General features: G+C 65.8%; 34 protein-coding genes. 29 read left to right on the top strand and 5 right to left on the bottom strand.

Translation table 11 applies throughout. The annotated features are described in order from the left end of the window. Nucleotides 1-21: 21 nt before the first annotated feature. The 25 genes from tuf (at nt 22) to FHR21_RS00365 (ending at nt 13,818) form a co-directional block, all read left to right on the top strand. Nucleotides 22-1,212, top strand: a complete 1,191-nt coding sequence (tuf, locus tag FHR21_RS00485) for an elongation factor Tu (protein ID WP_184094226.1) — start codon at nt 22-24, stop codon at nt 1,210-1,212. Between the two features lie 147 nt (nt 1,213-1,359). Then, on the top strand, nt 1,360-1,671 hold the full coding sequence (rpsJ, locus tag FHR21_RS00480) for a 30S ribosomal protein S10 (RefSeq protein ID WP_011543089.1): 312 nt from the start codon (nt 1,360-1,362) through the stop codon (nt 1,669-1,671). Between the two features lie 299 nt (nt 1,672-1,970). Then, the gene (rplC, locus tag FHR21_RS00475; RefSeq protein ID WP_184094224.1) at nt 1,971-2,744 is read left to right on the top strand and encodes a 50S ribosomal protein L3; all 774 of its coding nucleotides are present in this window, start codon (nt 1,971-1,973) and stop codon (nt 2,742-2,744) included. 2 nt (nt 2,745-2,746) lie between these two features. After that, nucleotides 2,747-3,373 carry a 50S ribosomal protein L4 gene (rplD, locus tag FHR21_RS00470; RefSeq protein WP_184094222.1) on the top strand — a complete coding sequence of 209 codons (627 nt, stop codon included), beginning with the start codon at nt 2,747-2,749 and terminating at the stop codon, nt 3,371-3,373. Continuing rightward, nucleotides 3,366-3,674 (top strand): 50S ribosomal protein L23, encoded by a 309-nt coding sequence (locus FHR21_RS00465; protein ID WP_184094220.1) that lies wholly within the window; start codon nt 3,366-3,368, stop codon nt 3,672-3,674. Before rplD ends, FHR21_RS00465 begins: the two co-directional genes overlap by 8 nt. 22 nt (nt 3,675-3,696) lie before the next feature. Then, nucleotides 3,697-4,533 carry a 50S ribosomal protein L2 gene (rplB, locus tag FHR21_RS00460; RefSeq protein ID WP_184094218.1) on the top strand — a complete coding sequence of 279 codons (837 nt, stop codon included), beginning with the start codon at nt 3,697-3,699 and terminating at the stop codon, nt 4,531-4,533. A 3-nt stretch (nt 4,534-4,536) separates the two neighbouring features. Beyond that, the gene (gene rpsS, locus FHR21_RS00455) at nt 4,537-4,812 is read left to right on the top strand and encodes a 30S ribosomal protein S19 (protein ID WP_037556370.1); all 276 of its coding nucleotides are present in this window, start codon (nt 4,537-4,539) and stop codon (nt 4,810-4,812) included. Then, a complete protein-coding gene (gene rplV / locus FHR21_RS00450) occupies nt 4,812-5,192 on the top strand; it encodes a 50S ribosomal protein L22 (protein WP_053555860.1) in 381 nt (126 codons plus the stop codon). The genes rpsS and rplV overlap by 1 nt, the downstream gene beginning before the upstream one ends. A 1-nt stretch (nt 5,193) precedes the next feature. Then, nucleotides 5,194-5,901, top strand: coding sequence for a 30S ribosomal protein S3 (gene rpsC, locus FHR21_RS00445; RefSeq protein ID WP_184094216.1), 708 nt, complete (start codon nt 5,194-5,196; stop codon nt 5,899-5,901). Between the two features lie 11 nt (nt 5,902-5,912). Further along, nucleotides 5,913-6,344 (top strand): 50S ribosomal protein L16, encoded by a 432-nt coding sequence (gene rplP / locus FHR21_RS00440; protein ID WP_184094214.1) that lies wholly within the window; start codon nt 5,913-5,915, stop codon nt 6,342-6,344. 5 nt (nt 6,345-6,349) lie between these two features. Then, on the top strand, nt 6,350-6,556 hold the full coding sequence (gene rpmC, locus FHR21_RS00435; protein WP_184094212.1) for a 50S ribosomal protein L29: 207 nt from the start codon (nt 6,350-6,352) through the stop codon (nt 6,554-6,556). A 10-nt stretch (nt 6,557-6,566) separates the two neighbouring features. Then, nucleotides 6,567-6,863, top strand: coding sequence for a 30S ribosomal protein S17 (rpsQ, locus tag FHR21_RS00430; protein ID WP_184094210.1), 297 nt, complete (start codon nt 6,567-6,569; stop codon nt 6,861-6,863). 57 nt (nt 6,864-6,920) lie between these two features. Next, a complete protein-coding gene (gene rplN / locus FHR21_RS00425; RefSeq protein WP_011543078.1) occupies nt 6,921-7,289 on the top strand; it encodes a 50S ribosomal protein L14 in 369 nt (122 codons plus the stop codon). Nucleotides 7,290-7,291: 2 nt separating this feature from the next. Continuing rightward, nucleotides 7,292-7,612: a 50S ribosomal protein L24 gene (gene rplX, locus FHR21_RS00420; RefSeq protein WP_184094208.1), complete on the top strand. Its 321-nt coding sequence runs from the start codon at nt 7,292-7,294 to the stop codon at nt 7,610-7,612. Next, the gene (gene rplE / locus FHR21_RS00415; protein WP_184094206.1) at nt 7,605-8,195 is read left to right on the top strand and encodes a 50S ribosomal protein L5; all 591 of its coding nucleotides are present in this window, start codon (nt 7,605-7,607) and stop codon (nt 8,193-8,195) included. Before rplX ends, rplE begins: the two co-directional genes overlap by 8 nt. 50 nt (nt 8,196-8,245) lie before the next feature. Next, nucleotides 8,246-8,551, top strand: coding sequence for a 30S ribosomal protein S14 (gene rpsN / locus FHR21_RS00410; protein ID WP_067108754.1), 306 nt, complete (start codon nt 8,246-8,248; stop codon nt 8,549-8,551). Nucleotides 8,552-8,563: 12 nt separating this feature from the next. Further along, complete coding sequence (rpsH, locus tag FHR21_RS00405; RefSeq protein WP_037556380.1) at nt 8,564-8,968, top strand: 30S ribosomal protein S8; 405 nt, start codon at nt 8,564-8,566, stop codon at nt 8,966-8,968. Continuing rightward, entirely contained in the window at nt 8,968-9,501 is a 534-nt protein-coding gene (rplF, locus tag FHR21_RS00400; protein WP_184094204.1) for a 50S ribosomal protein L6, read from the top strand. The genes rpsH and rplF overlap by 1 nt, the downstream gene beginning before the upstream one ends. A 3-nt stretch (nt 9,502-9,504) precedes the next feature. Then, the gene (gene rplR, locus FHR21_RS00395) at nt 9,505-9,858 is read left to right on the top strand and encodes a 50S ribosomal protein L18 (protein WP_184094202.1); all 354 of its coding nucleotides are present in this window, start codon (nt 9,505-9,507) and stop codon (nt 9,856-9,858) included. A gap of 2 nt (nt 9,859-9,860) precedes the next feature. Then, complete coding sequence (gene rpsE / locus FHR21_RS00390; RefSeq protein WP_184094200.1) at nt 9,861-10,556, top strand: 30S ribosomal protein S5; 696 nt, start codon at nt 9,861-9,863, stop codon at nt 10,554-10,556. A 4-nt stretch (nt 10,557-10,560) separates the two neighbouring features. Further along, nucleotides 10,561-10,746, top strand: coding sequence for a 50S ribosomal protein L30 (rpmD, locus tag FHR21_RS00385; RefSeq protein ID WP_184094198.1), 186 nt, complete (start codon nt 10,561-10,563; stop codon nt 10,744-10,746). A 5-nt stretch (nt 10,747-10,751) separates the two neighbouring features. Then, on the top strand, nt 10,752-10,958 hold the full coding sequence (locus FHR21_RS00380) for a DUF1737 domain-containing protein (protein WP_067180143.1): 207 nt from the start codon (nt 10,752-10,754) through the stop codon (nt 10,956-10,958). Between the two features lie 49 nt (nt 10,959-11,007). Further along, nucleotides 11,008-11,499 (top strand): 50S ribosomal protein L15, encoded by a 492-nt coding sequence (gene rplO / locus FHR21_RS00375; RefSeq protein WP_184094196.1) that lies wholly within the window; start codon nt 11,008-11,010, stop codon nt 11,497-11,499. A 228-nt stretch (nt 11,500-11,727) separates the two neighbouring features. Continuing rightward, a complete protein-coding gene (secY, locus tag FHR21_RS00370) occupies nt 11,728-13,098 on the top strand; it encodes a preprotein translocase subunit SecY (RefSeq protein ID WP_184094194.1) in 1,371 nt (456 codons plus the stop codon). A 60-nt stretch (nt 13,099-13,158) separates the two neighbouring features. Beyond that, entirely contained in the window at nt 13,159-13,818 is a 660-nt protein-coding gene (locus FHR21_RS00365) for an adenylate kinase (protein WP_184094192.1), read from the top strand. Nucleotides 13,819-13,857: 39 nt separating this feature from the next. On the opposite strand, the gene FHR21_RS00360 is transcribed toward FHR21_RS00365, so the two are convergent. Together FHR21_RS00360 and FHR21_RS00355 are read right to left on the bottom strand one after the other, a co-directional pair. After that, entirely contained in the window at nt 13,858-14,193 is a 336-nt protein-coding gene (locus FHR21_RS00360; protein ID WP_246426983.1) for a cupredoxin domain-containing protein, read from the bottom strand. Next, nucleotides 14,190-14,717 carry a DUF4142 domain-containing protein gene (locus FHR21_RS00355; RefSeq protein ID WP_184094190.1) on the bottom strand — a complete coding sequence of 176 codons (528 nt, stop codon included), beginning with the start codon at nt 14,715-14,717 and terminating at the stop codon, nt 14,190-14,192. The genes FHR21_RS00360 and FHR21_RS00355 overlap by 4 nt, the downstream gene beginning before the upstream one ends. 120 nt (nt 14,718-14,837) lie before the next feature. Between FHR21_RS00355 and folE the strand changes: the two genes are divergently transcribed. The 3 genes from folE to FHR21_RS00340 all read left to right on the top strand — a co-directional run bounded on the left by folE (nt 14,838) and on the right by FHR21_RS00340 (nt 16,963). Then, entirely contained in the window at nt 14,838-15,497 is a 660-nt protein-coding gene (gene folE / locus FHR21_RS00350) for a GTP cyclohydrolase I FolE (RefSeq protein ID WP_184094188.1), read from the top strand. Next, complete coding sequence (locus FHR21_RS00345) at nt 15,497-16,180, top strand: RNA polymerase sigma factor (protein ID WP_184094186.1); 684 nt, start codon at nt 15,497-15,499, stop codon at nt 16,178-16,180. Before folE ends, FHR21_RS00345 begins: the two co-directional genes overlap by 1 nt. A 96-nt stretch (nt 16,181-16,276) precedes the next feature. Next, the gene (locus FHR21_RS00340) at nt 16,277-16,963 is read left to right on the top strand and encodes an SRPBCC family protein (RefSeq protein WP_184094184.1); all 687 of its coding nucleotides are present in this window, start codon (nt 16,277-16,279) and stop codon (nt 16,961-16,963) included. Between the two features lie 330 nt (nt 16,964-17,293). Here FHR21_RS00340 and FHR21_RS00335 read toward each other — a convergent pair whose 3' ends face one another. Together FHR21_RS00335 and FHR21_RS00330 are read right to left on the bottom strand one after the other, a co-directional pair. Continuing rightward, a complete protein-coding gene (locus FHR21_RS00335; RefSeq protein ID WP_338113003.1) occupies nt 17,294-17,815 on the bottom strand; it encodes a YceD family protein in 522 nt (173 codons plus the stop codon). A gap of 2 nt (nt 17,816-17,817) precedes the next feature. Then, nucleotides 17,818-18,348 (bottom strand): ubiquinol-cytochrome C chaperone family protein, encoded by a 531-nt coding sequence (locus tag FHR21_RS00330; protein WP_184094180.1) that lies wholly within the window; start codon nt 18,346-18,348, stop codon nt 17,818-17,820. Between the two features lie 204 nt (nt 18,349-18,552). On the opposite strand from FHR21_RS00330, the gene FHR21_RS00325 reads away from it, so the two are divergent. Further along, a complete protein-coding gene (locus tag FHR21_RS00325) occupies nt 18,553-19,062 on the top strand; it encodes an outer membrane protein assembly factor BamE (RefSeq protein ID WP_184094178.1) in 510 nt (169 codons plus the stop codon). A gap of 43 nt (nt 19,063-19,105) precedes the next feature. Here FHR21_RS00325 and FHR21_RS00320 read toward each other — a convergent pair whose 3' ends face one another. Beyond that, a complete protein-coding gene (locus FHR21_RS00320; RefSeq protein ID WP_184094175.1) occupies nt 19,106-21,370 on the bottom strand; it encodes an NADP-dependent malic enzyme in 2,265 nt (754 codons plus the stop codon). Nucleotides 21,371-21,499: the final 129 nt, after the last annotated feature.

Here is a 21,499-nt window from a genome sequence, read left to right as displayed (position 1 = left end):
TGAACGAGAAGGTTCAAGAACATGGCTAAGGCTAAATTTGAGCGGACGAAGCCGCACTGCAACATCGGCACCATCGGTCACGTCGACCATGGCAAGACCTCGCTGACCGCGGCGATTTCGAAGGTTTTGTCGGAGCGCGGCGGCGGCGCTGCGGTCGATTTCGCCAACATCGACAAGGCGCCCGAAGAGCGCGAGCGCGGCATCACCATTTCGACCTCGCACATCGAATATGAAACCGACGCGCGCCACTATGCGCACGTCGACTGCCCGGGCCACGCCGACTATGTGAAGAACATGATCACCGGCGCGGCGCAGATGGACGGCGCGATCCTCGTCGTGTCGGCTGCTGACGGCCCGATGCCGCAGACCAAGGAGCACATCCTGCTCGCGAAGCAGGTCGGCGTTCCGACCATGGTCGTGTTCCTGAACAAGGTCGACCAGGTCGACGACCCCGAGCTGCTCGAGCTCGTCGAACTCGAAATCCGCGAAGAGCTTTCGAAGCGCGACTTCGACGGCGACAATATTCCGATCATCGCCGGTTCGGCGCTCGCCGCCATCGAAGGCCGCGACGACAATATCGGCAAGGAAACCATCCTGAAGCTGATGGAAGCCGTCGATAGCTGGATTCCGCAGCCGGAACGTCCGGTCGACCAGCCCTTCCTGATGCCGATCGAGGACGTGTTCTCGATCTCGGGTCGCGGCACCGTCGTCACGGGCCGCGTCGAGACCGGCATCGTCAAGGTCGGCGAGGAAGTCGAAATCGTCGGCATCAAGGACACCAAGAAGACGACCGTCACCGGCGTCGAAATGTTCCGCAAGCTGCTCGACCAGGGCCAGGCCGGCGACAACATCGGTGCGCTGATCCGCGGCGTCGGCCGTGAAGAGGTGGAGCGTGGCCAGGTCCTCGCGAAGCCGGGTTCGATCACCCCGCACACCGAATTCACCTCGGAAGTGTACGTCCTGTCGAAGGACGAAGGCGGCCGTCACACGCCGTTCTTCGCCAATTATCGTCCGCAGTTCTACTTCCGCACCACCGACGTCACCGGCGAGGTCATCCTCCCCGAGGGCACCGAGATGGTCATGCCGGGCGACAACGTCCAGCTGTCGGTCAAGCTGATCGCCCCGATCGCCATGGACCAGGGTCTGCGCTTCGCAATTCGCGAAGGCGGCCGCACGGTCGGCGCAGGGGTTGTCGCGACCATCACAAAGTAATATAGGGCCGCGAGCCGCGCGATTCGGTTGATTCGCGCGGCTCGCAGCTTTTAAGAATTTCAATGGCCTCTCCGGCCTCCCTGCGGGGGTCGGAACAGGCCATTTCGGCTCTTTCGCATCGTCAGACGGGATTCGACTGGAACAGTCATGGAAACGCAGAATATTCGCATTCGCCTGAAGGCCTTCGACCATCGCGTGCTCGATCAGGCCACCACCGACATCGCCGACACGGCACGTCGCACGGGCGCCCTTATTCGCGGTCCGATCCCGCTGCCGACGCGTATCGAGAAGTTCACCGTGAACCGCGGTCCGCACATCGACAAGAAGTCGCGCGAGCAGTTCGAGGTGCGCACCCACAAGCGGCTGCTCGACATCGTGCAGCCCACCCCGCAGACGGTCGACGCGCTGATGAAGCTCGACCTCGCCGCGGGCGTGAACGTGGAAATCAAGCTGGCCTGAGCCAGCGCAGCCCCGGCTTTCGCCGGGGTCTCTATCGGCCAGTCGCTTCGGCGCTGGCATCGTCCGGAGCGATCCGGACCGACGATAGGGCGGATACCGCCGGTCGCTTCCATCGGAAGCCTTTCAGACCGGGCTGCGTCCCCCGTCTCGCCGCTGCTCCCTCGGGAAGGCGGCACCTCAGCCCGGACGGGGCGATGCATCGAAATTATGGGCTGGGAGGGTTCCGCCGAGACGCGTCTCGATGGGTCCCGCAAGCCGTGCGGAATGGTCCGCCCGGCCTCTGTTGAGGAGTGAAGATCATGCGGACTGGCGTGATCGCGAAGAAAATGGGGATGACCCGCCTGTTTCAGGACGATGGCCGCCACGTGCCCGTCACCGTCCTGAGCCTCGAAGGCTGTCAGGTCGTCTCCGTGCGCGATAAGGACCGCGACGGCTATGTGGCCGTCCAGCTCGGTGCTGGCTCGGCCAAGGCGAAGAATGTGGCGAAGCCGCAGCGCGGCGCCTATGGCAAGGCCGAAGTCGAACTGAAGGCGAAGCTCGTCGAATTTCGCGTCGCCGACGACGCGACGCTCGACGTCGGCGCCGAACTGTCGGCCGACCATTTCGTCGCCGGCCAGATCGTCGACATTCAGGGCGTTACCCAGGGCAAGGGCTTTGCCGGTGCGATGAAGCGCTGGGGTTTCGGCGGCATGCGCGCCAGCCACGGCGTCTCGATCAGCCACCGTGCCCATGGTTCGACCGGTAACCGCCAGGACCCGGGCCGCGTCTTCAAGAACAAGAAGATGGCCGGCCACATGGGCGCGCGCAACCGCACCCAGCAGAATCTCGAAATCGTCCGCACCGACGCCGAACGCGGCCTTCTCTTCGTCAAGGGTTCGGTGCCCGGCTCGAAGGGCGGCTGGCTGCTCGTCCGCGATGCGGTCAAGCTGCCGCGCCACCCTGAGGCTCCCTATCCGGCGGGCCTGAAGAGTGCGGCCAACACCAACGATGCCCCGGCTGACGCGCCGGTCGAAACGCCGGTCGAAGAAACCGTCGTCGACACCGCGGCCACCGACGGCGCACAGGAGTCCTGATCATGAAGGTCAAGGTTCAGACCCTCGATGGCAAGGCTGGCGCCGACATCGACCTTAACGACGACGTCTTCGGCGTCGATGCGCGGGCGGACATCCTGCACCGCGTCGTCGCCTGGCAGCTCGAAAAGCGCCGCGGCCCGGCCCGCGCCGCCCGCGAGCGCAGCGACGTCGCCCGCACCGGCAAGAAGTTCGGCCGGCAGAAGGGCGGCGGCACCGCCCGTCACGGCGATCGCAAGGCGCCGATCTTCATCGGCGGCGGCAAGGCGCACGGCCCGCGGGCTCGCACCTTCGGCCATTCGCTGAACAAGAAGATCCGCGCGCTCGGCCTCAAGATGGCGCTCAGCGACAAGGCGAAGGGCGGCAAGCTCGTCGTTCTCGACACGCTCGAGCTCAAGGATGCCAAGACCAAGGCGCTCGCCGGCAAGCTCGGCAAGCTCGAACTCGGCACCCGCGCCCTCTTCATCGACGGCGATGCGGTCCACGACAGCTTCGCCAAGGCTTCGGCCAATATCGTCGGCATCGACTCGCTGCCGGCGATCGGGGCCAATGTCTATGACATCCTTCGCGCCGACACGCTGGTCCTGACCCGCGCGGCGGTCGAAAAGCTGGAGGCCCGTTTCAATGGCTAAGGCAAAGACCATCGACGCGCGTCACTATGACGTGATCCTCGCTCCGGTGATCACCGAAAAGTCGACGCTGCTCAGCGAGAATGACGCCGTCGTCTTCCGCGTCGCCAACGACGCGACCAAGCCGGCGATCAAGGCGGCCGTCGAGGCGCTGTTCGACGTCAAGGTGCTCAGCGTCAACACGCTGGTCACCAAGGGCAAGACCAAGCGCTGGAAGGGCAAGCCCTACACGCGCAGCGACGTGAAGAAGGCGATCGTCCGCCTGGCCGAAGGCCAGTCGATCGACGTCACCACGGGCGTCTGAGCGCGCACGGGAAGGCAGAGAAATGGCACTCAAACATTATAATCCGACCAGCCCGGCGCAGCGCGGCCTGATCCTCGTCGACAAGTCGGCGCTGTGGAAGGGCAAGCCCGTCAAGGCGCTGACCGAAGGCAAGCGCAAGAGCGGCGGCCGCAACAACAAGGGTCATGTGACCTCGCGCGGTATCGCCGGCGGCCACAAGCAGAAGTACCGCTTCATCGACTTCAAGCGTCGCAAGTGGGACATGCCGGCCACCGTCGAGCGTCTGGAATATGACCCGAACCGCACCGCGTTCATCGCGCTCGTCAAATATGAGGACGGAACGCAAGCCTATATTCTGGCGCCGCAGCGTCTGGGTGTCGGCGACACGATCGTCGCGGGCAAGAAGACCGACGTGAAGCCGGGCAATGCGATGGAATTGTCGCAGATGCCGGTCGGCACGATCGTCCACAATATCGAGATGAAGCCGGGCAAGGGCGGCCAGATCGCCCGTTCGGCCGGCACCTATGCGCAGGTCGTCGGTCGTGACCGCGGTCTCGTCATCGTGCGTCTCGGCTCGGGCGAACAGCGCTACATCCGCGGCGATTGCATGGGCACGGTCGGCGCGGTGTCGAACCCCGACAACCAGAACACCAATCTGGGCAAGGCGGGCCGCAATCGCTGGCTCGGCAAGCGTCCGCTGACCCGCGGCGTCGCCAAGAACCCGGTCGACCACCCGCACGGCGGTGGTGAAGGCCGCACCTCGGGAGGCCGTCATCCGGTGACCCCGTGGGGCAAGCCGACCAAGGGCGCGCGCACACGTCACAACAAGCAGACCGACAAGATGATCATCCGGTCGCGTCACGCGAAGAAGAAGAGGTAAGTCATGGCTCGCTCGGTCTGGAAGGGTCCGTTTGTCGACCTTCATCTCCTCAAGAAAGCCGAAACGGCCCAGGACGGCGGCAGCTCTGCCCCGATCAAGACCTGGTCGCGCCGGTCCACCATCCTCCCGCAGTTCGTGGGGCTGACCTTCAACGTCTACAACGGCCGCAAGTTCGTGCCGGTGTCGGTCAATGAAGACATGGTCGGCATGAAGCTGGGCGAATTCGCGCCGACGCGCTTCTTCCCCGGTCACGCGGCCGACAAGAAGGGCAAACGCTAATGGGCAAGGAAAAGTCCCCCCGCCGCGTTGCGGACAACGAGGCACTGTCGGTCGGCACGCAGATTCGCGGCTCGGCGCAGAAGCTGAACCTCGTCGCCGCGCTGATTCGCGGCCGCAAGGTCGAAGACGCGATGAACGTCCTCGCCTTCTCGAAGAAGGCGATGGCCGTCGACGTGCGCAAGGTTCTGGCGAGCGCGATCGCGAATGCCGAGAACAACCATAATCTCGACGTCGATGCGCTGGTCGTCAAGGAAGCGAGCGTCGGCAAGTCGATCTCGATGAAGCGCTGGCATGCGCGTGGCCGCGGCAAGTCGACCCGGATTGTCAAGCCGTTCAGCCGCATCCGCATCGTCGTGCGCGAACAGGAAGAAGAGGCGTAAGATGGGCCAGAAGAGCAATCCGATCGGCCTGCGCCTGCAGGTCAACCGCACCTGGGACAGCCGCTGGTTCGCCGAAGGGCAGGACTATGGCCGCATGCTGGTCGAGGATCTGAAGATCCGCAAGTTCATCTTCAAGACGCTGCCACAGGCCGCGATCTCGAAGGTGGTGATCGAGCGTCCGGCAAAGCTGTGCCGCGTGTCGATCTATGCCGCCCGCCCGGGCGTCATCATCGGCAAGAAGGGCGCAGACATCGAAAAGCTGCGCAAGCAGCTCGGCGCGATGACGGGCAGCGACGTGTCGCTGAACATCGTCGAGATTCGCAAGCCCGAGGTCGACGCGAAGCTCGTCGCGCAGGGCATTGCCGACCAGCTCGAACGCCGCGTCGCCTTCCGCCGCGCGATGAAGCGCGCGGTGCAGTCGGCGATGCGTCTCGGCGCCGAAGGCATCCGCATCAACAGCGCCGGCCGTCTCGGCGGCGCGGAAATCGCGCGCACCGAATGGTATCGCGAGGGCCGCGTGCCGCTGCACACGCTGCGCGCCAATGTCGACTATGCCGAGGCCGAAGCCCACACCGCCTATGGCGTGTGCGGCATCAAGGTCTGGATCTTCAAGGGCGAGATCCTCGGTCACGACCCGATGGCGACCGACCGGCTGATGCTCGACGCGCAGACGTCGGGCGTGCGCCCGGCGCGCGATGACCGCCGCTAAGGACTGCTGACATGCTGCAACCGAAGAAAACCAAGTTCCGCAAGGCCTTCAAGGGCCGCATCCACGGGCTCGCCAAGGGCGGCACCGATCTGAACTTCGGCTCCTATGGGCTGAAGGCGATGGAACCCGAGCGCATCACCGCGCGCCAGATCGAGGCGGCCCGCCGCGCGATCAGCCGTGCGATCAAGCGCCAGGGCCGCCTGTGGATTCGCGTGTTCCCCGACGTCCCCGTGTCGTCGAAGCCCGCCGAGGTCCGCATGGGCAAGGGCAAGGGTTCGCCCGAATTCTGGGCGGCGCGCGTCAAGCCTGGCCGAATCCTGTTCGAACTCGACGGCGTTCCCGGCCCCGTGGCCGCGCTGGCGTTCGAGCGCGCGGCGATGAAGCTGCCGATCAAGACGAAGGTCGTCGCCCGCCTCGGCGACACCTCGCACCTGGAGGGTTGAGGGCCATGGCCAAGACCGAAGACGTGAGCAAGAAGACCGACGACCAGCTCGCCGAGCAGCTCGGCGAACTGAAGCGCGAGGCATTCAACCTGCGCTTCCAGGCCGCGACCGGCCAGCTGGAAAAGGCTTCGCGGGTCAAGGACGTGCGGCGCACGATTGCCCGCATCAAGACCGAGCAGACCGCGCGCGTGCGTGCGGCTGCCGCGAAATAAGGAGACTGTCATGCCGAAGCGCGTATTGACCGGCACGGTGGTGTCCGACAAGGGCGACAAGACCGTCGTGGTGAAGGTGGAGCGAAAGGTGAAGCACCCGCTCTACGGCAAGATCATCCGCCGCTCGAAGAAGTATCACGCCCATGATGAGGACAACAGCATCAAGGCTGGCGAAACCGTCCGCATCGAAGAGACGAAGCCCTATTCGAAGCTGAAGACGTGGAAGGTGCTCGACAAGGTCGAAACCTCCATCAAGCCGAAAGCGGCCCCCGTCGCGACCCCCGCTTCGGTCGAGGTCGAGGCGTAAGAGTTTCACGGAACCGCCGGGACGGCCCGGTAGGCCAAGGAAGAAGGAAATGCATCGATGATCCAGATGCAGTCACAATTGGAAGTCGCCGACAACAGCGGCGCGAAGCGCGTCCAGTGCATCAAGGTGCTGGGCGGGTCGAAGCGTCGCACCGCCGGCGTCGGCGACGTCATCGTCGTGTCGATCAAGGAAGCGCAGCCGCGCGGCAAGGTGAAGAAGGGTGACGTGCATCGCGCCGTCATCGTCCGCACCGCCAAGGACGTGCGACGCGCCGATGGCTCGGTGATCCGTTTCGACAGCAACGCCGCCGTCCTCGTCAACAAGAATGAGGAGCCGATCGGCACCCGTATCTTCGGCCCCGTCGTCCGCGAACTGCGCGGCCGCGGCTATATGAAGATCATCAGCCTGGCGCCGGAGGTGCTTTGACCATGGGTATGGCCAAGATCAAGAAGGGCGACACGGTTGTCATCCTGTCCGGCAAGGACAAGGGCAAGACCGGCGAAGTGACGCAGAGCCTGCCGAAGGACGGCAAGGTCGTCGTCGCGGGCGTCAATATCATCACCCGCCACAAGAAGCCGAACCAGCAGGACCCGCAGGGCGGCCTCGAACGCAAGGAAGCGCCGCTGCACGTCAGCAAGGTCGCGGTCGCGGACCCCAAGACGGGCAAGCCGACGCGCGTCCGCTTCGAAACCAAGGACGGCAAGAAGGTCCGCGTGGCCGTGAAGTCCGGGGAGACCATCAATGGCTGACAAATACACCCCGCGCATGCGCAAGCTCTATGACGACAAGATCGTCAAGGCGATGACCGAGAAATTCGGTTACAAGAATGCGATGGAAATCCCGAAGATCGAGAAGATCACGCTCAACATGGGCGTGGGCGACGCGGTCCAGGACAAGAAGAAGGTCGAACTCGCCGCTTCGGAAATGGAGCTGATCGCGGGGCAGAAGCCCGTGATTGCCAAGGCGAAGAAGTCGATCGCCGGTTTCAAGCTGCGCGAAGGCATGCCGATCGGCTGCAAGGTCACCCTGCGCCGCGAGCGGATGTACGAGTTCCTCGATCGCCTGATCACCATCGCGATGCCGCGCATCCGCGACTTTCGCGGCGTGTCGGCAAAAAGCTTCGATGGTCGTGGCAACTATGCCATGGGCCTCAAGGAACAGATCATCTTCCCCGAGATCAACTATGACCGCATCGACACGGTGCGCGGCATGGACGTGATCGTGACCACCTCGGCCGGGTCGGACGACGAAGCCCGCGAACTGCTCCGGCTGTTCGGCTTCCCCTTCCCGATCGAAGCCCCCGTGGACAGCAAGGAAAAGGAAGCCGCCTGATCCCTCGGGATCAGGCCGTGCTCTCTCAATAAGGAAAGAGAACTTAAGTCATGGCGAAACTGAGTTCGGTGAACAAGAACGAGCGTCGCAAGCGTCTGGTGAAGAAATATGCCGGTCGCTACGCGAAGCTGAAGGCCATTGCGGCCGACACCTCGCTCGACGATGGCGAGCGTCTGATCGCGCGCCTCAAGATGGCGGAAATCCCGCGCAACGGAAACCCGACCCGCATCCGCAACCGGTGCGAGCTGACGGGCCGTCCGCGCGCCTATTACCGTAAATTCCGGCTGTGCCGCGTGCAGCTCCGCGATCTGGCCAACAAGGGCCTGATCCCCGGCGTTGTGAAGTCGAGCTGGTAAGGGACTGACAAGATGGCAATGACCGATCCCCTGGGTGATATGCTCACCCGCATCCGCAACGGCCAGCAGGCGAAGAAGGACAGCGTCCTGACTCCCGCCTCGACGCTGCGCGTCCGCGTTCTCGATGTGCTCCAGCGCGAAGGCTATATCCGCGGCTACAGCGAAGAAGCGCTGGGCGCGAAGGGCCAGCACAAGGGCATTCGCATCGAGCTCAAATATTTCGAGGGCCAGCCGGCGATCCGCCACGTGGCCCGCGTCTCGAAGCCGGGCCGCCGCATCTATTCGGGCTCGAAAGAGCTGCCGATCGTGCGCAACGGCCTGGGCATCACCATCGTGTCGACCCCGCGCGGCGTCCTGTCGGATGCCGAAGCGCGCGAGCATAATGTCGGCGGCGAAGTGCTGGCGGAGGTGTTCTGATGTCGCGCATCGGTAAAAAGGCCGTGGCAATCCCCAGCGGTGTCACCGCCGCGATCGACAGCGGCGAGCTGTCGGTCAAGGGGCCCAAGGGCACGCTGGCGATGCCGCTGTCCGACCTCATCAACTATGAGGTCGGCGAAGGTTCGATCTCGGTGAAGCCCGCCAACGACAGCCGCGAAGCGCGCGCGTTCTGGGGGATGCAGCGCACGCTGGTGCAGAACCTGATCACGGGCGTGACCGAGGGCTTCACCAAGGTGCTTGAGATCACCGGCGTCGGCTATCGCGCCAACTCGCAGGGCAAGACTCTGAAGCTGAACCTCGGGTACAGCCACGATGTCGATTTCGCGGTGCCCGAGGGCATCGAGATCAAGACGCCGGACAACACGACGATCGAGATCAGCGGCATCGACAAGCAGAAGGTCGGCCAGGTCGCGGCGGAGATCCGCCGCTGGCGCAAGCCCGAACCCTATAAGGGCAAGGGCATCAAATATCGCGGCGAGTACATCTTCCGCAAAGAAGGCAAGAAGAAGTAAGCCATGGCACATCTTACCCCTTTCCAGAAGCGCCGTCAGCGCGTCCGCACCGCCCTCCGCCAGCGCGCCGCCGGGCGTCCGCGTCTGTCGGTGCATCGTTCGGGCCGCCATATCTATGCGCAGCTCATCGATGACGCCGCCGGTAAGACGCTGGCTGCCGCCTCGACGCTCGACAAGGACGTCCGCGGCAAGACCGGCGCGACCGCCGCTGCCGCCGCCGATGTCGGCAAGCGCCTCGCCGCTGCCGCCAAGAAGGCGGGCGTGACCCAGGTCGTGTTCGACCGTGGCGGCTTCCTGTTCCACGGGCGCATCAAGGCGCTGGCCGACGCGGCGCGCGAAGGCGGATTGGAGTTTTAACGATGGCAGACGAAGTTCAGAACGCCGCAGGCGCCCCCGAGGCGGCGACCGAAACGACCGGCGCGCCCCAGCGTCGCGGCCGCGGTGGCCGGGACGGCGGTCGCGACGGTGGCCGTGGCCGCCGCGACGATCGCCGGTCGCGCGACCGCGATGAGGATGGCGGCGAAGAGCTGATCGAAAAGCTCGTCCACATCAACCGCGTGTCGAAGACGGTGAAGGGCGGCAAGCGCTTCGGTTTCGCCGCGCTCGTCGTCGTCGGCGACGGCAAGGGCCGCGCGGGCTTCGGCCACGGCAAGGCGCGCGAGGTTCCCGAAGCGATCTCGAAGGCGACCGCCGCGGCGAAGAAGGCGATGATCCGCGTTCCGCTGCGCGATGGTCGGACGCTGCATCATGACGGCCGCGGCCATTTCGGCGCCGGCAAGGTCACGCTGCGCTCGGCGCCCGCGGGGACCGGCATCATCGCCGGCGGCCCGATGCGCGCCGTCTTCGAATCGCTGGGCGTTGCCGATGTGGTGACCAAGTCGGTCGGCACCTCGAATCCCTACAACATGATCCGCGCGACCTTCGAGGCGCTCGGCGAGCAGACCAGCCCCAAGTCGGTCGCGCAGCGCCGCGGCAAGAAGGTGTCGGACCTCATCAAGCGCGGCGGTGCGTCCGACCGTGCGGCCGAGGCCGAAGCCGCGGCGGTGACGGAGTAAGACCATGGCCGGCAAGACTATCAAGATTCGCCAGATCGGCTCGCCGATCCGTCGTCCCAAGGAACAGCGCGCCATTCTGACCGGCCTCGGCCTGGGCAAGATGCACCGCGAGGTCGAACTGGTCGACACCCCGGAAGTGCGCGGCATGATCCGCAAGCTTCCGCACATGGTGGAAGTCATCGAGGGCTAAGGTCGATGAAGCTCTACCGCCTATTGACCGGTCCCGACGACAGCGCCTTCTGCGCGCGGGTCGAGGGGCTGCTCAACCGGGGGTGGCAGCTTCACGGCAGCCCGTCGATCACCCAGGTCGATGGCCGCGGCTATGTCGCCCAGGCCATCGTGATGGAAAAGGCCGGACCCTATCCGGGCTTTCAGCCATCGAGCGAAATCGAACCGGACTGATCCCTCGGGGCCGGTCCACAGCGCGAACACAGCGAAAGCGAGTGCAACCATGACTATCAAGCTTAACGATCTCCGCGACAACAATGGCGCCCGCAAGGGCCGGATGCGCGTCGGACGCGGCATCGGCTCGGGCAAGGGCAAGACCGCCGGCCGCGGCCAGAAGGGCCAGAAGAGCCGCTCGGGCGTCTCGATCAACGGCTTCGAGGGCGGCCAGATGCCGCTCCACATGCGCATCCCGAAGCGCGGTTTCAACAATATCTTCGGCAAGGACTTCGCGATCGTCAATCTGGGCATGATCCAGAAGCTGGTCGATGCGAAGAAGCTCGATGCGAAGAAGACCGTTGATCACGACGCGCTGAAGGCCGCTGGCGTTGCGCGCGGCGGCAAGGACGGCGTCCGCCTCCTCGCCAAGGGCGAACTGACCGCCAAGCTGAACTTCGCCGTCGGGGGCGCCTCGAAGGGCGCGATCGCCGCGGTCGAAAAGGCCGGCGGCAAGGTCGAACTGCCTGCGGCTTCGGCGGAGGAAGCCAAGGGCGAATAAAAATGGCTCCCCTCCCGCTTGCGGGAGGGGCAGCGAGACTTGCGAGCTTGCTCGCTAGTCGCAGCGGGGAGGGTGTCGGCCTTGCGCGCGATCGACAGGCCCCACCCCAACCCCTCCCGTGAAGAGGAGGGGCTTTAAATCGGGCCTTTCCCCTTGCGCTTCGCGCCCGCCGAACGCACATAGGCGCCGGGTCGCGGGGGCGCGGTCCGCCACTCGAGGAAAGATATCATGGCCTCTCGCGCCGACCAGCTGGCATCCAATCTCAGCTTTTCGAAATTCGGTCAGGCGACCGAACTCAAGAACCGCATCTGGTTCACGATCGGCGCGCTGATCGTCTTCCGCTTCCTGTCGTTCGTGCCGCTGCCGGGCGTCGATCCGGTCGCGCTGTCGCAGCTCTACAATCAGGCGGCGTCGGGCGGCGTGCTCGACATCTTCAACACTTTCTCGGGCGGCAGCCTCGAGCGCATGAGCATCATCGCGCTCGGCGTCATGCCCTATATCACCGCCTCGATCGTCGTGCAGCTCGCCTCGGCGCTGTCGCCGAGCCTCGCCGCACTCAAGAAAGAGGGCGAGAGCGGGCGCAAGAAGCTCAACCAATATACGCGCTACGGCACCGTCGCGCTGACCGCGATCCAGGGCTATTTCGTCGCTGTCGGGCTCGAAACGCTCGGTGCGAGCCAGGGGGTCGGCGCGGTCGTCGATCCAGGCATGCTGTTCCGTATCGGCGCCGTCATCAGCATCGTCGGCGGCACCCTCTTCCTGATGTGGCTCGGCGAGCAGATCACCAGCCGCGGCATCGGCAATGGCGTGTCGCTCATCATCATGGCGGGCATCCTCGCGCAGCTTCCGCGCAGCTTCGCGCAGCTCTTCACCCAGGTCCGCGAAGGCTCGATGAGCGGCAGCGTCATCCTCCTCGTCCTCGGCGGCGCGGTGGTCATCATCGCTTTCATCAGCTTCATGGAGCTCGCACAGCGCCGCGTCCTCGTCCAATATCCGAAGCGCGCGACCCAGCGCGGGATGCAGGCCGACCGCAGCCACCTGCCGCTCAAGGTCAACACCTCGGGCGTGATCCCGCCGATCTTCGCTTCGTCGCTGCTGCTGATGCCGCTGACCGTCACCCAGATGATGGGTAATCGCGTCTCGGGCGAATCGGCGTGGGGCGACTTCCTGATCACGCTCAACCAGTATCTCGCGCACGGCCAGCCGCTCTACATGAGCCTCTATGCCGCGGGCATCATCTTCTTCTGCTTCTTCTATGTCGCGGTCGTCTTCAATCCCGAGGAAACCGCCGAGAATCTGAAGCGCCAGAACGGCTTCATCCCCGGCATCCGCCCGGGCAAGAACACCGCCGCCTATCTCGATTTCGTGCTGACGCGCATCACCGTGATCGGCGCCGCCTATCTGGCGGTGATCTGCGTCGTGCCCGAATATTTCATCGCGCGGTCCGCCCTGCCCTTCCATCTCGGCGGCACCAGCCTGCTCATCATCGTCAACGTCACGGTCGACACGATCACCCAGATGCAGAGTCACATGCTCGCGCATCAATATGGCGACCTGATCAAGAAGGCCAAATTGAAGGGCGGCGTTGCGCGGCGCTGATCGGTCGGTTAGGGCCACCCCGACGAAACGGAACGGTCGGGACGGGATACAGGGGCTTCCATGACGCTGAACATCATTTTGCTGGGCCCGCCGGGGGCGGGCAAGGGAACGCAGGCGTCGCGCCTCGAGGACGAGCATGGCATGGTCCAGCTCTCGACCGGCGACATGCTGCGCGCCGCGGTCAAGGCGGGCACGCCGATCGGTCTCCAGGCCAAGGCGGTGATGGACGCGGGCGAACTGGTCTCGGACGAGATCGTCTCGGGCCTGATCGGCGAACGGCTCGACGAACTCGGCCCCGACGTCTCGGTGATCTTCGACGGCTATCCGCGCACCGCGGCGCAGGCAGAGGCGCTCGACGGGCTGCTCGGCGCGCGCCGCCGCCAGCTCGACCATGTCATCGAACTCGTCGTCGACGAGGATGCGCTGGTCGACCGCATCACCGGTCGTTTCTCCTGCGCGAAATGCGGCGCCGGCTATCATGATCGCTACAAGCTGCCAAAGGTCGCCGACACCTGCGACGTCTGTGGCAGCCACGATTTCAAGCGCCGTCCCGACGACAATGCCGAAACGGTGCGCACGCGCATGGCCGAATATCGCGCCAAGACCGCGCCGATCCTGCCGATCTACGACGCGCGCGGCATCGTCGCCCACGTCGACGGCATGGCGCCGATCGATCAGGTCAACGACGCGATCGAAGCCATTCTCGCCACCGCCGGCTGATCGCCGGCGGCTTCCTGTTGCGGGTCGCGTGCGACCCCCTCATGACGCGGGCCGCGAGCGCCCGACGGTCAGCGTTCCGGTCATTCCCGGGTGATAGATGCAGTAGAAGGCGATCGTGCCCGATCGCTTGAGCACGGTCCTGCCGCTTTTTCCGGCGGGCAGGTCGACGTTGAAGCTGCCGTCGCGCGCGGTGGCGGTATGGCGGAACAAATCCTTGTTGACCCACAGGATCGTGTCTCCGGCGCGCAGCTCCGCTGGAGCGGGGCCGAACTTCATCTTGTCGATGACGATGCTATGCACCCTCGGCGTCGGCGCCGCGGCGACGAGCAGGGGGACGGTGGCTATCGCGAGCGCACAGGCTATCGCGCGCATCATCGCAGGCTCGCGGCCAGATGCTCGGCATGCATCTGGTGCTGGCTGAACAGCGTCAGTCCGGTTTCCAGCAGCGATTTCAGCTCTTTGTTCGTCGCCGACGGGATCAGCACGTCCCGCAGCGCGCCATTGACCGTGGCGTGATAGGCGACCTCGTTCGCGACATAGGCGCGGTCGAACGCCGCGCCGTCCAGCTTGGCCAGTTCGTCATGCTTTTGCGTGGCCTGCGCGGTCAGCGCGCTGCTGGTCGCGTTGGCTTCGGGCGTGACGCCGAGTTGCTTGACCAGCGCCAGCGCCTTGTCGTTCACCGCACCATGATCGCGGACCATTTCTTCGGCAAACGCCCGCACCGTCGGGTTCTTCGATTTGGCGAGCGCCTGCTTTCCGGCGTCGATATCGATCTGCCCCGCCGTATAGGCGATATGCGCGATCTGCGCGTCGCTGGGTTTCGCCGCGTCATGCGACAAAGCGGCGCCGCTGATGGCCAGCGACGCCGCGGCGCAGGCCCAGATAAGTGGTTTCAGCATCATGCTTCTCCTTGTTTGAATGCAGCCATTGGATGGCGCCGCCGCAATAAGGTTCCCGGGAACCTGGGGCGCGGTGCGGCATCCAATGGGCATCATGGATAATGAGAGGCGCGAATGGAGATGTACGAACTGAGCCCCGAACCAGCCGCGATCGAGACGGGCGGCGCGTCCGAAGCCGCACGGCGGCGACCGGGACAGGCCGAGATCGAGGCGGCGGTTCGCACCCTGATCGCGGCGGTAGGCGACGATCCCGCGCGCGAAGGGCTGACGGAGACGCCGGCGCGGGTGGCGCGCGCCTATCGCGAATGGTTCTCGGGCTATCGGATCGATCCCCATCATCTGCTCAGCCGCAGCTTCGGAGAGACGGCGGGCTATGACGAAACGATTCTGCTGCGCTCGATCCCCCTGGTGTCCACCTGCGAACATCATCTGGCGCCGATCGTCGGCGTCGCCCATGTCGCCTATCGTCCCCGCGACCGGGTGGTCGGCATTTCAAAGCTGTCGCGGCTCGTCGATGTCTATGCGCGCCGGCTGCAACTGCAGGAACGATTGACGCGGCAGATCGCCCAAGCGCTGAACGAAGCGTTGCAGCCGCGCGGTGTCGGGGTGATTATAGAGGCCGGGCACGCCTGCATGTCGACACGCGGGGTGCGGCAACATGGGGTGTCGCTGGTGACCAAATGCTGGCTGGGCGAATTCGGCACCGATGCAGGGCTGCGGCACGAACTGCTCGATTCGCTGCCGCCGGCGGCGCGCGGCAGCGGTGGAGGGGAGGGGTGATGGTGCCGTCATGGGCCGACCCGAGAGAGCTTTCCGATCTGGAACTGGCGTCGCGGATCGCGGCCCGCGATCGCGCCGCGGTGCGGATCGTGACCGAACGCAATAACCAGCGATTGTTCCGGGTCGCCTGGAGCGTGCTCAAACAACGCGAGGAGGCCGAGGATGTGGTGCAAAGCACCTATATGCGCGGGTTCGCAGCGATCGGCAGCTTTGCCGGACGCTCGTCGCTGTCGACCTGGCTGACACGCATCGCGATCAACGAAGCCCTGGGCCGCGCGCGGGCGGCACAGCGCCGGCGCAGGCGGCTCGACGCGACGTCGGTCGTCGATCTCAACGATTATCGGAACAGCTTGATGCGTGGTTCGATGCAGGGCGACAAGCCCGACGCGGAGTTGGCGCGGGGCCAGATCCGTGCGATGATGGAGGCGGCGATCGAGCGGCTGCCGCAGGAATTTCGCACTGTGTTCGTGTTGCGGGAGGTCGAGGGGCTGTCGGTGGAGGAAACCGCCGCGCTGCTCGCCATCGCACCGGCGACGGTGAAAACGCGCTGCCTGCGGGCGCGGCGGCGGTTGCAACAGCTTCTCGCGCCGGACCTCCGGTCGGCGCTTACCGGCAGCTTTCCTTTTGCCGGGGCCGATTGCAACGCCCTGACGGAGCGGGTTCTCGCTCACTGGTGCCCGTAACCTCCTGCCGCGCTATCACCCCGCTTGAAAACGCCCTATGGCGGTGCAAGCCTGCGTGGGATTCGCGTGGGCGCGGCCGGGGGCGGGGGAAGGAAGATGAAGCGTAAGGGCTGTTTTGCCGGAGCGGCGCTGGCGACCGCATTGTTCGCGGCTCCGGTGCAGGCCAAGGTCATCGACCAGAGCGACATCGGCTTCACCGTCGCCCACACGGCGCAGGTCGCCGCGGCGCCCGAGGATGTGTGGGCGATGCTGCGCACCCCCGACAAATGGTGGTCGGCCGAGCATAGCTGGTCGGGCGATGCGGCGAACTTCTGGCTCGATTCGCAGGCGGGCGGCTGTTTCTGCGAGAAACTGCCCGGTGTCGCGGGCATGGGCAGCGTCCAGCATGCGCGCATCCTCTTCGCGCAGCCGAACGCCATGATGCGCCTGTCGGGCGCCTTCGGCCCGCTGCAGGGCGAGGCGGTCACGGGCACGCTGACGATCCAGATCAAACCCACCGATGCCGGCGCTGCGATCCGCTTCGACTACGTCGTCGGCGGTTATATGCGCTTCAAGGTCGCCGAGATCGCGCCCGCAGTCGATCGCGTGCTCGGCGAACAGCTCGTCGGGCTCGCCAAGGCGCTCGGCGGCGCGCTGTCGGTGGCGGGGGAGGATGAATCCGGGAATGAAGCTGCCGGGCCGGCCAGGCCGGACTCGAACCTCGACGACGCGATGGCCGACCTCATCCGGGACGATGGCGCGACGGGTGGCGATGCGGCGCCCGAACCCGACGAAGAACCCTAGTATAGTGGAAACGAAGTTCGCGGCATTGGTAATCGTCACCCTGAACTTGTTTCAGCATCCATGGCCTGCTCTCGAACGAAGCACTGCGCTGGCCGAGAGAACAGGCCGATGAACTGCAGGTCCAGGCGACTAGAGCGCCGTGCATTCAATCTGCATCACCCTTTCTTCCGTTCGTGCTGAGCTTGTCGAAGCACCGTTCTTTCTTTTCGGCGTCGCAAGGAAAGAACAGCCCTTCGACAAGCTCGGAGCCCGCCCCTGCGAAAGCGGGGGCGAACGGGGAAGGGTGATGCCGATTTAACGCAGGCCGCCCGAGCTGAACGTCGATCCGTCCTAACTGCCTGACTTGCCGCGCAGCTTGGCGAGTGCCGCAAACGGCCCCGCCTGCTCCTCGCTGAGCACGCCCTTTTCGACCAGAATGCGGTCGGCGTCGGGGTGGCGCGGAAAAGGGTCGAGTGCCAGCGACAGCGTCTGTACCGCCGCCTCGCCCAGGTCGGCGCGATCGCCTTCCAGCGGCAATATGTCGCAATCGGCGCTGTCGATCTCGACTTCTTCCTCCGCCTCCGTCACGGGCATCGCGTCGCGCAGGAAGCGCAGGTCGAAATCCTCGGCGACGGCGGCGGGAACCGGAAGGCTGGTCGCGGCGCAACTCTGGACCACGTCGGCCTCGATCCGGCCCGTTGCGGCGATCCCGCCCGCGACCGCGCGCACCTCGGCCGCGACGGTGAAGCGGTCGAGCGCCACCAGGTCGAGTCGCCGGGCGATCCGCGCACGGGCATCGGCGTCGGCCTCCAGCGCGATTCGCCGTCCCTGCGCCGCCTCCGCCAGCGTCACCACATGAGGAAATTCGGCCACGTTCACGCCGGCCGCCCCGGCAGGCGGTCGGCGGCGATCAGGTCGACGACCGGCATCGCGGCCAAGGCGCCGCGCAGCGCCGCGACCTCGGCCATCGCATGCGCGAGCGCCGCGTCCGCCGGCGCCTGCCCGCGCCACAGGTTGCGCACCAGCGCCTCACGCAGCGCGTCCGATCCATCGGCGGCGCGATAGGCGCCCAGCCGGCCGCCGAGCGCGCCGACCATCCGCCCGATCTGCTTGCCGACCACCATGTCGCCAAAGCCGATCTGGCGAATCTGCCCATCCATGTCCGCAACGAACAACTCGGTAAGCTCTACCGCTGCGACCGCCTGCACGGGATCGTCGTCGATGCGGTGGAGGACGAGCGCGAGGATCAGGCAGACCATGTCGAACCGTCCGTCGAGCGTGTCGGGAACCCCGCCCGCCTCATACCAATGCGGCGCGCGCGCGGTCGCGACGACCGCCTGCCACAGCGGGCGGCGCGCCTCGCGCGGATCGGGGCCGGGGCGAAACAGCTTGCGCAGCGAAATCATGCCGCCCGCTTAGGCGCAATTGCGCGCGGCGAAAAGGGGGAGTCGGGTCAGCTTCCAGCAAGCTTCGCCTCGCCACAAGCGGCTTGTGCCCCCCGCCCGCTTGCGGTTAAGAGGCGCCAGACACAAGCGCAGCCGTCTGCTGCCGGCCGCCGGGGCGGGCGGCCGGGTGAGGCCAGGCAGGGCCTGCGCGCCGGAGATAATTTGATGCCGATTGCCAAGCCCGCCGTTTTCGCCCCCACGCCGCCTGCGCGCCTGCGCCTGCTCGGGGCCGGGATGATCGCCCTGCTGGTGCTCGGCGGATGCAGCCAGCTCCGCGGACGGCAGGGCTATGTCGTCGACCCGGTGCTGACGCAGGCGATCACGCCGGGCGTCGACAACCGCGAATCGGTCGAAAAGACGCTCGGCCACCCGAGCTTCGTCAGCCAGTTCAGCGACAATGAATATTATTATCTGTCGCGCGAGACGCGGCAACTCGCCTTCGCCGATCCGCGGCCGGTGTCGCAGCAGGTGCTGCGCATCCGCTTCGACGCGCAGGGCAATGTCGCCGCCGTCGACCGGACCGGGCTCGAATTGGTGAGCAAGATCAACCCCGAAGGCGACAAGACGCCGACCCTCGGCCGCGACCGCAGCTTCTTCGACGATATCTTCGGCAATATCGGCGCGGTCGGTGCTGCCGGCATGGGCGGACCGCAGGGCGGCAACACCGGGCCGTAGGCGCGCCGCCCCGCTTTCGCAGAGGCGACGGCCCGGCTTTCCTCTATCCCGTGATCCCGCCCGCCGCGAGCACGGCGAGCGTCACCAGATCCGAGGCCGGCGACGCCATGGTCGCGACCTGAACCGGCTTTTCCATGCCGACGAGCACCGGCCCGATCACCGCGCCGTCGCTCAGTTCGCGTAGCAGCTTCGCCGACAGGTTCGCCGATTGCAGCCCCGGCATGATCAGGACATTGGCCGGCCCCGACAGGCGGCAGAAGGGATAGCTTTTCATCAGCTTTTCGTTGAGCGCGACGTCGGGCGCCATTTCGCCTTCATATTCGAACTCGGGCTGGCGCTCGTCGAGGATATGGACGGCGTCGCGGATATTGCCGAGCCATGATCCCGGCGGATTACCGAAGGTCGAATAGGACAGGAAGGCGACGCGCGGCTCATGCCCCATGCGGCGCGCGACCTGCGCCGTGCGCTCGGCGATGTCGGCGAGCATCTCGGCCGATGGGCGCTCGTTCACGGTCGAATCGGCGATGAAGATCGTCTGCTGCTGCCCGACCCAGATATGCATGCCGAACGGCGTCTTGCCCTCGGCATGGTCGATCACGCGGCGTACCTCGCGCATCGTCTGCGCATAGGTGCGGGTGACGCCGGTGATCATCGCGTCGCCCAGCCCCAGCTTCAGCAGCAGCGAGCCGAAGATGTTGCGGTCGCGGTTGACCATGCGCTCGCAGTCGCGGCGCAGATAGCCGCGCCGCTGCAGCCGCTTGTAGAGAATCTCGACCATCTCGGGCACATGCGGCGAATTGACGCTGTTGTGGACCTCGAAACTCTCGGCATCGGGGACGCCCATGTCGCGCAACTTGTCGTGCAGCCCCTCGCGTCCGACGAGCACGGGGATGCCATAGCCGCCGTCGCGGAACTGGATCGCGGCGCGCAGCACCACCTCCTCCTCGCCCTCGGCAAAGACGACGCGCTTCGGATTCTTGCGCGCCGCCTCATAGGCGAGCGTCAGCACCGACGTCGTCGGATTGAGCCGTGCGCGCAGGCTGGTGCGATAGGCCGCCATGTCGGTGACCGGCCGCTGCGCGACCCCCGACTCGGTCGCCGCCTTGGCCACCGCTGCGGGGACGATCTCCATCAGCCGCGGGTCGAAGGGCGAGGGGATGATATATTCGGGGCCGAAGCTCGATGCGCGCCCGCCATAGGCGGCGGCGACTTCCTCGGGCACCTGCTGGCGCGCGAGCTCGGCGATCGCGTTCGCGGCGGCGATCTTCATCTCCTCGTTGATCGCGGTCGCCCGGACGTCGAGCGCGCCGCGGAAGATGAAGGGGAAGCACAGCACGTTGTTGACCTGGTTCGGATAGTCCGAACGCCCGGTGGCGATGATCGCATCGGGCCGCGCGGCGCGCGCGTCGGGCGGGGAGATTTCGGGGTCGGGGTTGGCCATCGCGAAGATGATCGGCGCCGGCGCCATCTCCTTGACCATCTCGGGCTTGAGTGCGCCAGCGGCGGACAGGCCGAGGAAGACGTCGGCGCCCTTCAGCGCCTCGGTCAGGTTGCGTGCCTCGGTCGGCACGGCGTGCGCCGATTTCCACTGGTCCATGCCCTCGGTGCGGCCCTGATAGATGGTGCCCTTGCGGTCGCACATGATGACATGGTCGTGCGGAACGCCCATCGCCTTGATCAGCTCGGTGCAGGCGATCGCCGCCGCGCCGGCGCCGTTGACGACGACGCGGATATCCTTGAGGTCGCGCCCGGTCAGGTGGCACGCATTGATCAGCCCGGCGGCGGTGATGATCGCGGTGCCGTGCTGGTCGTCGTGAAAGACGGGGATGTTCATCCGTTCCTTCAGCGCCGCCTCGATGATGAAGCAGTTGGGCGCGGCGATATCCTCCAGGTTGATGCCGCCGAAGCTCGGCTCGAGCAGTTCGACCGCGTCGATGAAGGCCTGCGGGTCCTCGGTCTTAACCTCGAGGTCGATCGAGTCGACGTCGGCGAAGCGCTTGAACAGCACCGCCTTGCCTTCCATCACCGGCTTGGAGGCGAGCGCCCCCAGATTGCCGAGGCCCAGGATCGCGGTGCCGTTCGATATGACGGCGACCAGATTGCCCTTGGCGGTATAGTCATAGGCGGTGGCGGGATCGTCGGCGATCGCCTTCACCGGCACCGCGACGCCGGGCGAATAGGCGAGGGAGAGGTCGCGCTGCGTCGCCATCGGCTTCGACGCGATGATCTCGATTTTCCCGGGGCGGCCGTAGCTGTGATAAAGCAGCGCCTCGCGGTCGGAAAATTGCACCTTGCTGCCGCTGTCCATTCTTTGTCCTCTCGAAATATCCACAAGATGCGCGCCCGAGTGTTTCCCCTAGCGCCGCCTCGCGAAAATGTAACCGGCAATGTTGGATGGCAGATGATTGCAAAGCCGCGTCCGCCGGCCTTGCCATGC

The organism is Sphingopyxis panaciterrulae (assembly GCF_014199295.1).
GTDB lineage: Bacteria > Pseudomonadota > Alphaproteobacteria > Sphingomonadales > Sphingomonadaceae > Sphingopyxis > Sphingopyxis panaciterrulae.
The sequence above is the reverse complement of the archived record's forward strand: the minus strand, read 5'-3'. Positions and strand labels throughout refer to the sequence as shown.

Bases quoted from the DNA above. Each gene is read 5' to 3' on its own strand.
- rplB (WP_184094218.1), top strand. From the start codon at position 3,697: ATGGCACTCAAACATTATAATCCGACCAGCCCGGCGCAGCGCGGCCTG.
- rpsS (WP_037556370.1), top strand. From the start codon at position 4,537: ATGGCTCGCTCGGTCTGGAAGGGTCCGTTTGTCGACCTTCATCTCCTC.
- folE (WP_184094188.1), top strand. From the start codon at position 14,838: ATGTACGAACTGAGCCCCGAACCAGCCGCGATCGAGACGGGCGGCGCG.
- FHR21_RS00465 (WP_184094220.1), top strand. From the start codon at position 3,366: ATGGCTAAGGCAAAGACCATCGACGCGCGTCACTATGACGTGATCCTC.
- secY (WP_184094194.1), top strand. From the start codon at position 11,728: ATGGCCTCTCGCGCCGACCAGCTGGCATCCAATCTCAGCTTTTCGAAA.
- rplX (WP_184094208.1), top strand. From the start codon at position 7,292: ATGGGTATGGCCAAGATCAAGAAGGGCGACACGGTTGTCATCCTGTCC.
- rpsQ (WP_184094210.1), top strand. From the start codon at position 6,567: ATGCCGAAGCGCGTATTGACCGGCACGGTGGTGTCCGACAAGGGCGAC.
- rplD (WP_184094222.1), top strand. From the start codon at position 2,747: ATGAAGGTCAAGGTTCAGACCCTCGATGGCAAGGCTGGCGCCGACATC.
- rpmD (WP_184094198.1), top strand. From the start codon at position 10,561: ATGGCCGGCAAGACTATCAAGATTCGCCAGATCGGCTCGCCGATCCGT.
- rpsC (WP_184094216.1), top strand. From the start codon at position 5,194: ATGGGCCAGAAGAGCAATCCGATCGGCCTGCGCCTGCAGGTCAACCGC.
- FHR21_RS00320 (WP_184094175.1), bottom strand. From the start codon at position 21,370: ATGGACAGCGGCAGCAAGGTGCAATTTTCCGACCGCGAGGCGCTGCTT.
- FHR21_RS00330 (WP_184094180.1), bottom strand. From the start codon at position 18,348: ATGATTTCGCTGCGCAAGCTGTTTCGCCCCGGCCCCGATCCGCGCGAG.
- rplE (WP_184094206.1), top strand. From the start codon at position 7,605: ATGGCTGACAAATACACCCCGCGCATGCGCAAGCTCTATGACGACAAG.
- FHR21_RS00380 (WP_067180143.1), top strand. From the start codon at position 10,752: ATGAAGCTCTACCGCCTATTGACCGGTCCCGACGACAGCGCCTTCTGC.
- rplO (WP_184094196.1), top strand. From the start codon at position 11,008: ATGACTATCAAGCTTAACGATCTCCGCGACAACAATGGCGCCCGCAAG.
- rpsN (WP_067108754.1), top strand. From the start codon at position 8,246: ATGGCGAAACTGAGTTCGGTGAACAAGAACGAGCGTCGCAAGCGTCTG.
- rpsE (WP_184094200.1), top strand. From the start codon at position 9,861: ATGGCAGACGAAGTTCAGAACGCCGCAGGCGCCCCCGAGGCGGCGACC.
- FHR21_RS00345 (WP_184094186.1), top strand. From the start codon at position 15,497: ATGGTGCCGTCATGGGCCGACCCGAGAGAGCTTTCCGATCTGGAACTG.
- rplF (WP_184094204.1), top strand. From the start codon at position 8,968: ATGTCGCGCATCGGTAAAAAGGCCGTGGCAATCCCCAGCGGTGTCACC.
- rpmC (WP_184094212.1), top strand. From the start codon at position 6,350: ATGGCCAAGACCGAAGACGTGAGCAAGAAGACCGACGACCAGCTCGCC.
- rpsJ (WP_011543089.1), top strand. From the start codon at position 1,360: ATGGAAACGCAGAATATTCGCATTCGCCTGAAGGCCTTCGACCATCGC.
- rplR (WP_184094202.1), top strand. From the start codon at position 9,505: ATGGCACATCTTACCCCTTTCCAGAAGCGCCGTCAGCGCGTCCGCACC.
- rplC (WP_184094224.1), top strand. From the start codon at position 1,971: ATGCGGACTGGCGTGATCGCGAAGAAAATGGGGATGACCCGCCTGTTT.
- FHR21_RS00360 (WP_246426983.1), bottom strand. From the start codon at position 14,193: ATGATGCGCGCGATAGCCTGTGCGCTCGCGATAGCCACCGTCCCCCTG.
- tuf (WP_184094226.1), top strand. From the start codon at position 22: ATGGCTAAGGCTAAATTTGAGCGGACGAAGCCGCACTGCAACATCGGC.
- rpsH (WP_037556380.1), top strand. From the start codon at position 8,564: ATGGCAATGACCGATCCCCTGGGTGATATGCTCACCCGCATCCGCAAC.
- rplV (WP_053555860.1), top strand. From the start codon at position 4,812: ATGGGCAAGGAAAAGTCCCCCCGCCGCGTTGCGGACAACGAGGCACTG.
- rplN (WP_011543078.1), top strand. From the start codon at position 6,921: ATGATCCAGATGCAGTCACAATTGGAAGTCGCCGACAACAGCGGCGCG.
- FHR21_RS00340 (WP_184094184.1), top strand. From the start codon at position 16,277: ATGAAGCGTAAGGGCTGTTTTGCCGGAGCGGCGCTGGCGACCGCATTG.
- FHR21_RS00355 (WP_184094190.1), bottom strand. From the start codon at position 14,717: ATGCTGAAACCACTTATCTGGGCCTGCGCCGCGGCGTCGCTGGCCATC.
- rplP (WP_184094214.1), top strand. From the start codon at position 5,913: ATGCTGCAACCGAAGAAAACCAAGTTCCGCAAGGCCTTCAAGGGCCGC.
- FHR21_RS00365 (WP_184094192.1), top strand. From the start codon at position 13,159: ATGACGCTGAACATCATTTTGCTGGGCCCGCCGGGGGCGGGCAAGGGA.
- FHR21_RS00325 (WP_184094178.1), top strand. From the start codon at position 18,553: ATGCCGATTGCCAAGCCCGCCGTTTTCGCCCCCACGCCGCCTGCGCGC.